The 12,938-nt window shown below is 73.2% G+C and carries 11 protein-coding genes; 3 read left to right on the forward strand and 8 right to left on the reverse strand.

Annotated features, from left to right (window positions below; all coding sequences use genetic code 11):
- Positions 1 to 3: 3 nt before the first annotated feature.
- The 6 genes from CR162_RS08305 to CR162_RS08330 all read right to left on the reverse strand — a co-directional run bounded on the left by CR162_RS08305 (position 4) and on the right by CR162_RS08330 (position 6,533).
- Positions 4 to 1,494: a tripartite tricarboxylate transporter permease gene (locus CR162_RS08305; RefSeq protein ID WP_218014853.1), complete on the reverse strand. Its 1,491-nt coding sequence runs from the start codon at positions 1,492 to 1,494 to the stop codon at positions 4 to 6.
- A gap of 4 nt (positions 1,495 to 1,498) precedes the next feature.
- Complete coding sequence (locus CR162_RS08310) at positions 1,499 to 1,981, reverse strand: tripartite tricarboxylate transporter TctB family protein (RefSeq protein ID WP_099095075.1); 483 nt, start codon at positions 1,979 to 1,981, stop codon at positions 1,499 to 1,501.
- 8 nt (positions 1,982 to 1,989) lie between these two features.
- Positions 1,990 to 2,940 carry a tripartite tricarboxylate transporter substrate binding protein gene (locus tag CR162_RS08315; RefSeq protein ID WP_099095076.1) on the reverse strand — a complete coding sequence of 317 codons (951 nt, stop codon included), beginning with the start codon at positions 2,938 to 2,940 and terminating at the stop codon, positions 1,990 to 1,992.
- A gap of 64 nt (positions 2,941 to 3,004) precedes the next feature.
- Positions 3,005 to 3,778: an SDR family NAD(P)-dependent oxidoreductase gene (locus tag CR162_RS08320; protein ID WP_218014854.1), complete on the reverse strand. Its 774-nt coding sequence runs from the start codon at positions 3,776 to 3,778 to the stop codon at positions 3,005 to 3,007.
- Positions 3,775 to 4,806: a zinc-dependent alcohol dehydrogenase gene (locus CR162_RS08325; protein ID WP_099095077.1), complete on the reverse strand. Its 1,032-nt coding sequence runs from the start codon at positions 4,804 to 4,806 to the stop codon at positions 3,775 to 3,777. The genes CR162_RS08320 and CR162_RS08325 overlap by 4 nt, the downstream gene beginning before the upstream one ends.
- The gene (locus tag CR162_RS08330) at positions 4,806 to 6,533 is read right to left on the reverse strand and encodes an acetolactate synthase catalytic subunit (RefSeq protein ID WP_099095078.1); all 1,728 of its coding nucleotides are present in this window, start codon (positions 6,531 to 6,533) and stop codon (positions 4,806 to 4,808) included. Before CR162_RS08330 ends, CR162_RS08325 begins: the two co-directional genes overlap by 1 nt.
- A gap of 91 nt (positions 6,534 to 6,624) precedes the next feature.
- Between CR162_RS08330 and CR162_RS08335 the strand changes: the two genes are divergently transcribed.
- On the forward strand, positions 6,625 to 7,338 hold the full coding sequence (locus tag CR162_RS08335) for a GntR family transcriptional regulator (RefSeq protein ID WP_176559772.1): 714 nt from the start codon (positions 6,625 to 6,627) through the stop codon (positions 7,336 to 7,338).
- Between the two features lie 173 nt (positions 7,339 to 7,511).
- Here the strand turns inward: CR162_RS08335 and CR162_RS08340 are convergent, their stop codons facing one another.
- Both CR162_RS08340 and CR162_RS08345 read right to left on the reverse strand, forming a co-directional pair.
- Positions 7,512 to 8,573, reverse strand: coding sequence for an alcohol dehydrogenase (locus CR162_RS08340; RefSeq protein ID WP_099095080.1), 1,062 nt, complete (start codon positions 8,571 to 8,573; stop codon positions 7,512 to 7,514).
- 35 nt (positions 8,574 to 8,608) lie between these two features.
- On the reverse strand, positions 8,609 to 9,886 hold the full coding sequence (locus CR162_RS08345; protein ID WP_099095081.1) for an ABC transporter substrate-binding protein: 1,278 nt from the start codon (positions 9,884 to 9,886) through the stop codon (positions 8,609 to 8,611).
- A 363-nt stretch (positions 9,887 to 10,249) separates the two neighbouring features.
- On the opposite strand from CR162_RS08345, the gene acdA reads away from it, so the two are divergent.
- Both acdA and CR162_RS08355 read left to right on the forward strand, forming a co-directional pair.
- A complete protein-coding gene (gene acdA / locus CR162_RS08350; protein ID WP_099095082.1) occupies positions 10,250 to 11,473 on the forward strand; it encodes a 3-sulfinopropanoyl-CoA desulfinase in 1,224 nt (407 codons plus the stop codon).
- 95 nt (positions 11,474 to 11,568) lie between these two features.
- Complete coding sequence (locus tag CR162_RS08355) at positions 11,569 to 12,903, forward strand: tetratricopeptide repeat protein (protein ID WP_099095083.1); 1,335 nt, start codon at positions 11,569 to 11,571, stop codon at positions 12,901 to 12,903.
- Positions 12,904 to 12,938 lie beyond the last annotated feature (35 nt).

Genomic DNA, 12,938 nt, shown 5'->3' on the forward strand with positions numbered 1-12,938 from the left:
GGGTCAGTCCGCCACCCGGGCGCGGTTGCGCAGCAGCACGGCGGCCAGCAGCGTCAGCACGGCGGCGGCGATGAAGCCGAGCGCGATCGGCCGGTGCAGCAGCTCCGTCAGGTCGCCATCCGAGATCAGCAGCCCCTGGCGCAGCGAGCGCTCGAAGGTCGGGCCCAGCACATAGGCCAGCACCAGCGGCCCGAGGTCGAACCCGCCGCGCCGCAGCACGAAGCCGAGCAGTCCGAAGCCCACCGCCAGCAGCACGTCGAAGCTGGCGAGGTTGGTGCTGTAGACGCCGATGACGCAGATGGAGAGGATGGCCGCCGCCATGAAGCGGCGCGGGATCTCCAGCGCGCGCACGAACAGCCCGACCAGCGGCAGGTTCAGCACCAGCAGCAGGACGTTGCCGAGATACATGGAGGCGATCACGCCCCAGTAGATCTCCGGCTGCCGCTCCAGGATCATCGGCCCCGGCTGCACGCCATGGATCAGCAGCGCGCCGAGCAGCAGCGCCGTCACCGCGTTGGCCGGGATGCCCAGGGTGAGCAGCGGGATGAAGGCGCCCGCCGTGCCGGCGTTGTTGGCGGCCTCCGGCCCCGCCACGCCCTCCACCGCGCCGCGGCCGAACTCCTGCGGGCGCCGCGCCAGCCGCTTCTCCACCGCATAGGACAGGAAGGAGGCCAGCACCGCGCCGCCCCCCGGCAGCAGCCCCACCAGGAAGCCGAGGCCGGTGCCGCGCAGCACCGGCGCCACGGAGCGGCGCGCCTCCTCCCGGCTCGGCAGGAAGCCCAGCAGCGAGGCGGGCGGGCGCAGGATCTCGGATTTGGCGGCCGGCACCAGCGCCAGGAACAGCAGCTCCGACAGGCCGAACAGCCCGAGCGCCAGCGGCGTGATGTTGATCCCGTCCACCAGCTCCGGGATGCCGAAGGTGAAGCGCGGCGTGCCGGCGATGGGGTCGATGCCCACCGAGCCCAGCAGCAGGCCGAGCAGCGCCATCAGCGCCGCCTTGGCCAGCCCCGAGGCGGCGAAGAAGGCGATCAGCGACAGCCCCGCCAGCATCAGCGCCGCGTATTCCCACGGCCCGAAGGCGATCACCAGCTCGGCCAGCGGCGGCGAGAGCAGCATGACGCCGAGGATGCCCACCGTGCCCGCGAAGAAGGAGCCGAGGGCCGCGATGCCGAGCGCCGCCCCCGCCCGCCCCTTGCGCGCCATCTCGTAGCCGTCGAGGCAGGTGACGACGGAGGAGGCCTCGCCGGGGATGCGCATCAGCACCGAGGTCAGCGTGCCGCCATAGGCCACGCCGTAATAGATGCCGGCGAGCAGGATGATGGCGCCCGTCGGGTCGAGCTTCAGCGTGATCGGCAGCAGCAGCGCGATGGTGGTGGCGGGGCCGAGCCCCGGCAGCACCCCCACCACCGTGCCGAGCACCGCGCCCAGCAGGCAGAGGCTCAGGTTCTGCCAGGTGGACAGCACGGCGAAGCCGTGCAGCAGCCCGTCCATCATGGCCTCAGCCTCCCCGCAGCAGGCCAAGGCCGGAGAGCGCGTGCTCCACCGGCCCGGGCGGGAAGGGCACGCCGAGCAGCGTGCCGAACAGCAGCACCGTGCCCGCCGTCAGCCCCGCGGCGTAGAGGCCGGCGGTGGACCAGCGGGCGCCCTCGCCCAGCCGCAGCATCAGCAGCACCGCCACCAGCATCGGCAGGATGAAGCCCGCATGGGGCAGCACCAGCGCCACGCCCAGCATGGCGCCCGCATAGGCCAGGAAGGTGCGGTTGCGGTGCGGCGCGGCGCCGCCCTCCGGCTCGGCCGCGGCATCGCCCGGCCAGGCCAGCACCGCCAGCGCCGCCAGGCCGATCAGCACCAGCAGCACCTGCGGCACCAGCCCGGGGCCGGGGCCGTCCCAGCCCCAGCGCTCCAGCCGCGCTGCCTCCTGCCAGCCGAGCAGGGCGAAGGCGAGGCCGCCGAGCGCGACCCAGCGGGCGGTGCGCGTCATGGCGGCGCTCAACGCTTCCGCGCCAGGCCGGCCTCGCGCAGCTCGGGCCCGAAGCGGTCATGCGCCGCGCGCACCGTGCGCTCGAACTCGTCGGCCGGCATCAGCGTCGGCACCATGCCGAAGCGGCCGAGGATCTCCGCCAGCGCCGGCTTCCGCGCGGCTTCCAGGAAGGCGCGGTTCAGCACCGCGCGGCGCTCCTCCGGCACCCCCTTGGGAGCGATGAAGCCGATCATGGAATCGACCACCACGTCGTGGCCCCGCTCGCGCAGCGTCGGCACGTCGGGGTATTCCTTCCAGCGGCCCGCGCTGGCCGAGGCGAGCAGGCGCAGCCGCCCCGATTGCAGCGCCGGCAGCATCTCGGGCGGGTTCTGGATCACCGCCTCCACATGCCCGCCCAGCGCCGCCGTCACCGCCTCGGCGCCGGAGCCGAAGGGCACGAACTGGAAGCGCGCCCCCACCTTCCGCCCCAGCTCGAACATGCCGATGTTGTTGGGCGCGCCGGTGGCGCCGAAGGTGGTGCGCTTCTCCCTCGCCGCGGCGATCAGCTCCTCGATGGTCTTGTGCGGCGATTCCGCGCGCACCGCGATGCCGTAGAGGTAGCGCGCGAAGGCGGGCAGGAAGGTGAAGCTGTCGGACGTGTAGGGCACGTCCAGCATGTGCGGGGCGATGGCGAGGCCGGCCAGGCCCGTGGTGCCCAGCGTGTAGCCATCCGGCCGCGCCGCCGCCACCTGCTGCGGCCCCACCGTGCCCTGGCCGCCGGGGCGGTTCACCACCTGCACCGGCACGCCCAGGATCTTCTCCGCCTCGGCGGCGATGGCGCGGGTGGAGACGTCGGTCGAGCCGCCCGGCCCGTACTGGACGATGACGGTGATCTCGCGCTCCGGCCAGGTGGCGGCGCGGGCGAGGCGCGGGGTGAGCAGCGCGGCGGGCGCGGCCGCCAGCAGGGTGCGTCGTTGCATGGTGTTCTCTCCTCCCGGGATGGAAGGCCCGGCGCTTTCCCGCGCCTGGGCCAGGGCCGGCGCGTCAGGGCATGTAGCTGCCGCCGCCGACGTCGATGGTGGTGCCGGTCAGGTAGCCGGCGTCGTCCGAGGCCAGGAAGCGGACCACCGCCCCCACCTCGGCCGGCTCGCCCAGGCGGGCGAGCGGGATGCGGGCGATGAAGGCCTCGTTCATCCCCGGCGCGGCGCCGGCCACCATGTCGGTCGCGATGCGGCCCGGCGCCACGCTGTTGACGGTGATGCCGAATGGCCCGAGCTCGGCCGCCAGGTTGCGCGCGAAGCCCATCAGCCCGGCCTTGGAGGCGCCGTAATAGGCGCCGGTGATGCTGCTCGGCACATGCGCGGCCTGGCTGGTCATCATCACGATGCGGCCCCAGCGCCGCCGCTTCAGCACGGGGATGGCGGCGCGCGAGAGCAGGAAGGGGCCGGTGAGGTTGACGTCCATCACGCGGCGCCACTCGGCGGTCGGGATCTCCTCGACCAGGCGCTTGCGGCCCTCGACCTTGGGCGAGATGCCGGCATTGTTCACCAGCACGCCGAGCGCCTCCCACCAGGGGCCCAGCACCTCCGGCAGGGCGGCGATGGCGGCCTCGTCGGCGACGTCGAGACGCAGGGCGCGGGCGCGGTGGCCGGCGGCGTTCAGCTCCGCCGCGACCGCCTCCGCCCCGTCCAGCACGTCGGCCAGGATGACGGGGTGGCCGGCGGCGGCGAGGGCGCGGGCGATGGCGGCGCCGAGGCCCCGCGCCGCGCCGGTGACGAGGGCGACGCGGTCATCGGGCTGGATGGCGGGAAGGCTCATGGCGTCAGGATCACCTTGCTGGCGGCGCGCTGGCGGGAAAGCTCGAACCCTTCCAGGCCGCGTTCGAGCGGCAGGCGGTGCGTGATCATCGGGCGGAAGCCCTCCGGGTCGCGCGCCAGCAGCGCCAGCACCCGGTCCCAGGTGCCGCGCGCCGAGCCGTGCGAGGCGCGGAGCTGGTGGCGGTTGCGGACGAAGTCGGTGAGCGGCAGGGCGAGCGGCGCGGCGTGGATGCCGGCCACCACCAGCACGCCGTCGCGCCGCAGCACGCCCAGCGCCTCTGCGACGGAGGGCGGGTGGCCGGTGGCCTCCAGCACCACGTCCACGGGGCGGCCGCCGGTCAGCGCCAGCACCTGCCCGGCGAGCGGCCCTTCCGCCACGTCCGCCACATCGGCGAAGCCCAGGCGCTCCAGCACCGCGAAGCGCGGCGCGTCCGCGCGGCCGGCGACGATCACCCGCCCCGCGCCGGCGGCGCGCGCCATCAGCGCCAGCCCCTGGCCGATGGTGCCCGGCCCCAGCACCAGCACCGTGTGGCCGAGCGAGACCTCGCCCACCCGCACCGCCTCGGCGGCGACGGAGAGCGGCTCGACCAGCGCGCCCAGCTCGGCATCCACCGCCTCGGGCAGCGGCAGCACATTGGCGGCGGGCAGGCGCAGCAGGGAAGCGAAGCCGCCGTCGCAGGTCAGGCCCAGCGTGCGGCGGCGCTCGCAGCCGCGCGGCTCGCCGCGCCGGCAGGCCGGGCACGCGCCGCAGACGAGACCGGGATGCGCCGCCACGCGCGTCCCCTCGGCGATGCCGGCGCCGGGGCCGGCGGCGAGCACGCGGCCCGCCATCTCGTGCCCCATGGTCAGCGGCAGGTGCGGCGCCATGTGGCCATACCCCTCGGTCCACTCATAGGCGTGCACGTCGCTGCCGCAGATGCCGACCGCCTCGATCCGCAGCAGCACCTCGCCGGGGCCGGGCGGGCCGGGCTCGGGCGCGTCCAGCGCCTCCAGCCCGGGCGCCGCGCGCGTCTTGCGGAGCGCCAGCATCAGAACGGCTCGGGGAAGTGGCCGTGATACATGGTCAGCGGCGGCTTGGCGTCGGGGTCGGTCAGCACCTCGATCAGCGCCGGCGCGCCGGAGGCGAAGGCCGCGTCCAGCGCCGCGCCCAGCTCCTCGCCCCTCGCCACGCGGTGCCCGGCGATGCCGCAGGCCCGCGCGATGGCGGCATGGTCCACCGCGCCGAAGTCGCAGGCGATGGTGTGCTCGCCATACTTCGTGTCCTCGGCGTGCTTCTGGAAGCCGAGGATGCCGTTGTTCAGCACCACGACGGTGACGGGCAGCGCGAGGCGCTGCAGCGTTTCCAGCTCCGCCCAGGAATGGCCGAAGCCGCCATCGCCGCACAGGCAGACCACGCGCCGCTCCGGCGCCGCCACCTGCGCGCCGATCGCCAGCGGCACGCCCCAGCCGAGGCCCGCCAGGCCGCGCGGCGTCAGGAAGCGCTGCCCGGCCCGCCGGGCCGTCATGTAGATGTTGATCCAGTTGGAGGAATAGGAGGCGTCGGCCACCATGATGCCGTCCTCCGGCAGGCGGCGGTCGATCTCGGCGGCGACGCGCTCGGGGCGTACCGGCCCGCCGTCGCGCGCGCAGACGCCGGCGACCAGGCCGCGCCATTCCTCCACCGCGGCGCCGATGCGCCGCTCCAGCGCCGGGCGCGCGGCGGCGCGGGCGGCGAGGTCCTGCCCCGCCATCGCGGTCCGCAGCGCCGCCAGCGTGGCGCGCGCGTCGCCCGTCAGGCGCAGCGCCTCGTAGTTGCGGCCGATCTCCAGCGGGTCGGGGTCGATGTGGATGAAGCGGGCATCGGCCGGGTAGAGCGTCCAGCTGTCCGTGCCGTTCTGGTTGGTGCGGTTGCCCACCAGCAGCACCACATCGGCCTCCGCCACCAGCGGCCGCAGCGCGCGCGCGCGGGCGCCGAGCCCCATGGTGTTGCCGACCACGCCGATGGAGAGCGGATGCGTCTCCGCCACGCTCCCCTTGCCCATGAAGGTGGTGGCGACGGGCAGGTGCGCCTCCTCCTGCAGCGCCGCCAGCTCCTCCGCGGCACCCGAGAGGTGAACGCCGCCGCCGGCGATGACGACGGGGCGCGCGGCCCGCGCCAGCAGCGCCGCCGCCTCCTCGATGCGCGCGGCCTCGGGCCGCACCCGGTCCAGCGGGTAGCTGCCGAGATTGGCGCGGCGCCGCGCCACGGGGGCGGCGCGCTCCAGCAGCAGGTCGGCCGGCAGCAGCAGCACGGCGGGGCCCGGCCGGCCGGAGGTGGCGGCGGCGAAGGCCATGTCCACATAGTCCTCCAGCCGGTCCGCGCGGTCGATGCGGCGGACGAACTTGGCCACCGGGTCGAACATCTTCAGGTGGTCGAATTCCTGGAAGGCGTTGCGGTCCGTGCTGTCGCGCGTGACCTCCTGCACCAGCGCGATGACCGGCACGCTGGCCTTCAGCGCCTCGGCCAGCGGCGGCACCAGCAGGGTGGCCGCCGGCCCGTTCTGCGCCGTGACGACGCCGACCTTGCCCGAGATGCGGGCATAGCCGTCGGCCATGGTGCCGCCCATGTTCTCCTGCCGGTACACCTTCTGCTCGATGCCGGCATGCGGCGCGGCGAGGTGGAAGGCCGAGGGCAGGCTCTGCCCGAAAGTCAGGGTGACGCCATGGCGGGCCAGGGCCTCGGCCAGGCGCAGGGCGACGGTCGCGTTCGCCGCGAGGGAGGGGGCGCTGTCAGGCATCCGGGCGTTTCCTCGAAGTGTCTTGATGTTTGCTATAGCAAATTGCGATTCGCTTGACACGTCAAGGCCGCCCGACGATGACTGCGCCGCCATGGATGCCCTCCCCCCGCTTGCGCCCGTCGATCGCGAGGAAAGCCTCGCGGGCAAGGTCTATCGCCGCCTGCGCGCGGCCCTGATGTCCGGCCGGCTCTCGCCGGGCCAGAAGCTGGTGCACCGGCTGCTGGCCCAGGAGATGCAGGTCAGCCCGACGCCGGTGCGCGAGGCGCTGCTGCGGCTGGTCTCGGAAGGCGGGCTCGATCTCGATGCGCGCGGCATCGCCTGGGTGCCGCGGCTGGCGCCGGAGCGCTACCACGAGATCATGGAGCTGCGGGTGGAGCTGGAAGGCCGCGCCGCCGCCCGCACCGCCGAGCTGGCCACGCCCGAGGACATCGCCGTGCTGCGCGCCATCCATGCCCGCGTGGCCGAGGGGCGGCTGCGCCACGATGCGCGCATGGTGCTGACCGAGAACGAGCTGTTCCACTTCCACACCATCGGCCTGGCGCGGATGCCGGTGCTGCGGCGCATGGTGGAAAGCCTGTGGGTGCAGGCCGGCCCCACCATCAACCTGCTGTTCACCGTGCCCCGCCCCGTGGCGCCGCAGGACCACCCGCATGTGGCGCTGCTCGCGGCGCTGGAGGCGCGCGACCCGGCCGCCGCCCGCGCCGCCGTGACGCGCGACCTGCGCGAGCACGGCGCCGTGCTGGCCGACATGCTGGCCGAGATGCGGGCGGACACGCGAACCCGGCCCGGGGCGCCGGCAGGCTGAGCCACAGGCCGCGCCCGGGCGGGCGGGCCGGCGGAAAGGAAGGGGCCGCCCAGCCCGGTTCGTGCCAGGGCAGCCTGGGGGCGGCCTGTCTGTCTGGGGGCGGCCTGTCTGTGCCAGGCGGGATCTCGGCCCTGGCCGCACGGTGCCCGCGCGGCCAGGGCGGCACCCCCGCCCTACGCGGCGGTCAGGATCACGCGCCCCACCACATGGCCGTCGCGCAGGCGGTTGAGGACGTTGTTGACCTCGGACATCGGCTCCGTGCTGACGGGGATGGGCGGCAGGCTGCCGTTGCGCGCGAGCTCGACGACCTCGCGCAACTCCTTGAGGTTGCCGACATAGGTTCCCTGGACCGTCAGGGCGCGGATGGGCATCAGGGGGAGCGGCACCTGCATCTCCCCCCCGAACAGGCCGACCTGCACCAGCCGGCCGCCCTTGCGCAGCGCGCCGAGCGCGAAGCGGGCCGTCTGGGTGCCGTTGACGAGATCGACGATGCCGATCACCGGCCCGCCGCAGGCCGCGACGATGGCTTCCGCCGTGCCGTCGCTCCCGGCCAGCACGGTTTCCGTGGCGCCCTGCCTGCGCGCCGCCTCCAGCTTCTCGGCGCTGATGTCCACCACGCAGATGCGCCGGTGCCCGAGCGCGCGGAGGATGGCGATGGCGTTCATGCCGAGCCCGCCCGCGCCGACGATCACGATGGGCTCGTCCGGCGGCTGCGGCAGGATCTTGCGGAGCGCGGAATAGACGGTGACGCCCGAGCAGGCATAGGTCGCGGCGAGCGCGGGGTCGAGGCCGTCGATCTCGATCAGGTGGCGCCAGCTCATGGCCAGCACATGGCTCGAATAGCCGCCATGCTGCGCGACGCCGAGCGAGCGCGGCGTCGCGCACATGTTGCCCTCCTCGGCCTGGCAGAAGGCGCAATGCCCGCAGCCCACCCAAGGGTAGACCAGGCGGATGTCGCCGACGGCCACGCCCTTGCCCTCCGCCTCCGGCCCCAGCTTCGCGACGCGTCCGACGATCTCGTGGCCCATCACCAGCGGCAGGACGAGGCCCCGGTCGGCCATGCGCAGCTTGCCATGGCTGCCCATGTCGTACTCGCCCTCCCAGATGTGCAGGTCGGAATGGCAGACGCCGGCATGCGTCACCTCCAGCAGCACCTGCTCGCCCTGGGGCTCGGGCGTGGGCAGCTCCATCCTTTGCAGCGGCTTGCCATTCTCGACGACGGCATAGGCATCCATGGCGTTTCCTCCCGGGTTTCGCTTGTCGGTTCCGCTCAGCGCTGGATGAAGGGGCAGCCACCCTCGGCCACGGGGCGGAACGCCTCCTCGGCGGGAATGGTCGAGATCAGCTTGTAGTAGTCCCAGGCGCCCTTGCTCTCCGACGGCTTCTTGACCGAGAAGAGGTGGGTCGCGTTGATCTTGCGGCCGTCCTCGCGCAGGCGCCCGGCGCCGAAGCAGTCGTCATCCGTGGGCAGGCGCTTCATCGCGGCGATGGTGTCCTGGCCCGAGGCCTTGGCCTTCGCGGGCCCGATCTCGGCCACGGCCTTCAGGTAGTGCAGCACGCCGGAATAGGTCGCCGCGTGCTCCTGGTTCGGGTAGTTGCGCGGCGTCTTGGGCAGGACGCGCCGGGTGAAGGCGCGGGTGCGGTCGTTCAGGTCCCAGTAGAAGCTCTCGGTCAGCACCAGGTCCTGCGTGATCTCGAGCCCGACCGAGTGGATGTCGGTGATGAAGGTGACGAGGCTGGTGATCCGGATGCCGCGCTGGTGCAGGCCGAACTCATGCGCCTGCTTGAGCGAGTTCTGCAGGTCTCCCGCGCCGTTGGCGAAGCCCAGCACCTTGGCGCCGCTGCGGACCGCCTGCAGCAGGTAGGAGGAATAGTCCGTCGTGCTGGGGAAGGGATAGAAGGTGCGGCCCAGCACCTTGCCGCCCGCCTGCTCCACCATCCGCGCCGTGTCGCGCTGCAGGGAATGGCCGAAGGCGTAGTCGGGCGCGATGAAGTACCAGTCCTTGCCACCGTCGCGGACGAGATGGGGCGCGATGGCGTTGGCGCACATCCAGCTGTCCGAGGTCCAGTGCAGCAGGCTCGGGTTGCAGTGGCGCCCCGTCAGGTCGGAGGAAACGGCGCCGGTGTTGAGGTGGATCTTGTTCTTGTCGTGGGCGACGTTGCCGACGGCCAGCGCCACGGCGCTGTTGTTCACCTCCACGATCACGTCCACGTCGTCGAGGTCGTACCAGCGGCGCGCCAGCGCCGCCCCGACATCGGCCTTCTGCTGGTGGTCGGCCGCCAGGATCTCGACATTGATGCCGCGCTCGGCGGGGCGGAAATCCTCCACCGCCTGCTGCGCGCAGGCGAGCGAGGTGGGGCCGCCCGTGTCCCGATAGGCGCCGGACATGTCGGCCAGGACGCCGATCCGGATGGTGGGCGCCCCTTGGGCGTTGCCGTAGCGGGCGATGACGCCCGTGAGGGGGGTGGCGATGGCGGCCGCGAGCAGGGCGCGGCGGGACAGGGCCGGTCCGGCGGGCGTGGCCGCGCCGCTCAACTTCTCTTCCATGGTTCTTCCCTCTGAATGTTCTTCTTGTGCTGGACGGTTCTTGCCGCCCCCCCCGGCGGAGGCGCGGTGCGATCCCGGGTCTGGAATGAACGACCTGGAGCGCGGAGATTCCGGCCTTCCGCGTGGGAGAGGCGAGGAAAACCAGCGCCCTGGCTCCGCCTGCGCCCACGGGGGAGGCAGGCGCCCGCCGGCATGGCGGGGAACATACATTTCCGATACGGAATAGCAATTCCCGTTCCGAATGGAGGCGGCGCAGCCCGTGGCGGCCCGCGCGTCGCCGCGACCCGGCTCATTTTGCCCCTTCGGCCGGCGCGCTTTTCTGCCATCCTGCCGGCAAGAAAAGCCTCAGGGGGGACATGGCCGATGCCGATCAAGCTCACGCCGGAGCAGGCGCGCCTGCGGGGACTGGCCCGGGAGGTCGCGGAAGGCTCCATCCGCGCCCGCGCCGCCGAGACCGACCGCACCGAAGCCTACCCTTGGGAGAACCTGCGCGAGATGACGCGGGCGGGGCTGATCGGCCACACCATCCCGAAGGCCTATGGCGGCGCCGGCGGCAGCTTCCTCGACGCGGTGCTCATCGTCGAGGAGATGGCGCGCGTCTGCGGCGTCAGCGGCCGCATCGCGGTCGAGGCCAACATGGGCGCGATCTCCGCGGTGATGCAGTACGGCACGGAGGAGCAGAAGCAGCTCGCCGCCCGCATCGTGCTGGCCGGCGACAAGCCCGCCATCTGCATCACCGAGCCCGGCGCCGGCTCCGCCGCGACCGAGATGACGACCTCCGCCGTCCGCCACGGCAACACCTATGTGCTGAACGGGCGGAAGCACTGGATCACCGGCGCGGGTGTCTCGAAGCTCCACCTCGTCTTCGCGCGCGTCTTCGACGAGGCGGGGCAGGAGCAGGGCATCGGCGGCTTCATCATCGCCCGCGACGTGCCAGGGGTGCCGGAAACCCCGGGCTTCCGCATCGGCCGCCGCGAGCCGACCATGGGGCTGCGCGGCATCCCGGAGAGCGAGGTGATCCTGGAGGATGCCGAGGTGCCGGCCTCGATGGCGCTGCGGCCGCCGGGCGGCTGGCGCCGCGGCTTCGCCGAGCTGATGGACGCCTATAACAGCCAGCGCGTGGGCGCGGGCACCGTGGCCCTCGGCATCGCGCAGGGCGCCTATGAGCTGGCGCTGGACCATGCAGGCGCGCGCGAGCAGTTCGGCCGCCCCATCGCGGAGTTCCAGGGCCTGCAATGGATGCTGGCCGACATGTCCATCCAGCTCAATGCCGCCCGGCTCTCGCTCCACGACGCGGCGGCCAGCGCCGATCCCTTCCCCGATCCGCTGCTCGCCGCCCAGGCCAAGGTCCTGGCCTCCGAAATGGCCATCAGGGTGACGAACGACGCCCTGCAGGTCTTCGGCGCGCGCGGCTATTCCCGCGACCTGCCGCTGGAGCGGATGGTGCGGGACGCGCGGATGTTCACGATCGGCGGCGGCACGGCGCAGATCTTGCGGACGCAGATCGCCAGCCGCATCCTCGGCCGCAAGTTCCCGCAGGGCCGCGACGGCTACCGGGGCGAGGCGCTGCGGCCGGCGGCGGAATAGGGGACGGGCCGCCGGATGACGCCTCCGGCCGCGCCATGGCCTCCGGGCCGGTGAAGCCGCCGCCGGGCGCGGCGAGACATCGAGGGAGGATCGCCATGCGCGATGCCCAGGGCCACCGCCTCACCACCGCCAGCGAGGAGGCGGCGCGGCGCTACAATGCCGCGCAGCAGAACCTCCTCGAGTACCGCCTGAACACGATGCAGTCCATCAAGGACACCATCGAGGCGGATCCGTGCTTCGCCATGGCGCATTGCCTGCGCGGCTACCAGTTCATGATGTATGGCTCCTTTTCCGTGCTGGGCAGCGCGCGGGCGGCGCTGCGCGAGGCCAGCGCGCAGGCCGAGGGCGCCACCCCGCGCGAGCGGATGCATGTCGGGGCGCTGCGCGCCTGGACGGAGGGGCGCACGGGCCAGGCCATCCTGGTCTGGGAGCAGATCCTGAGCGACCACCCGCTCGACATCGTCGCGCTGCGCCTGCACCACTTCAACTGCTTCTGGACGGGGCGCCAGCGATCGCTGCGCGGCGGCGCCGCCTCGGTGCTCGGCAGCTGGTCGAGCGCCGTGCCGGGCTATGGCAACGTCCTCGGCATGCTCGCCTTCGGCCACGAGGAATGCGGCCAGTACCGCGAGGCGGAGCGCCTCGGGCGGGAAGCGGTGCGCCACAACCCGGACGACCTCTGGGCCATCCACGCCGTCGCGCATGTGCTGGAGATGGAGGACCGGCAGGAGGAAGGCATCGCCTGGCTGACGCGGCCGCAGGACCACTGGTCCGACCGCAACCCCTTCAAGGGCCATCTCTGGTGGCACCTGGCGCTGTTCCACCTGGAAAGCGGGAACCATGGCGAGGTGCTGTCGCTCTATGACCGCTCCGTGCGGAACGACGGATCGACCTTCTACCTCGACATCCAGAACGCGGCCTCCCTGCTGGCGCGGCTCGAGCTGCTGGGCGTCGATGTCGGCGAGCGCTGGGCGGGGCTCGCGGACTTCGCGGAGAAGTCCATCGGCGACCACGGGCTCATCTTCACCGACCTGCACTACATGATGGCCCTCGCCCGCGAGCGCCGCTTCGGGGCCACCGCGCGACTCCTGGCTTCCATGGAGGAGTTCGCCGCCCAGGAGGGGCCGGACAGCGCCGAGGTGGTCCGCAAGCTCGGCCTGCCGCTGTGCCGCGCCATCCTGCTGTTCGAGCAGGGCGACCACGCGGGCGCCGCCGCGCTGCTCGAGCCGCTCCACAACAACGACGCGGCCATCGGCGCGAGCCACGCGCAGCGCGACATCATCGACCAGTACCTGATCGAGGCCAATCTGCGCGCCCGGCGCCTGTCCCGCGCGCGGATGCTGCTGGCCGAGCGCACCAGGCTGCGGCCGGGCAACAGGGCGGCGGCGGAGCGCCATCTCGACGTCGCGCGGCGGATCCACGCCATGGGCTGAGACCGGGCGAGGCGGTGCAAGGCACGGCGGGACGC

Origin of the sequence: Teichococcus rhizosphaerae (assembly GCF_002631185.1) — a bacterium.
Lineage (GTDB): Bacteria > Pseudomonadota > Alphaproteobacteria > Acetobacterales > Acetobacteraceae > Pseudoroseomonas > Pseudoroseomonas rhizosphaerae.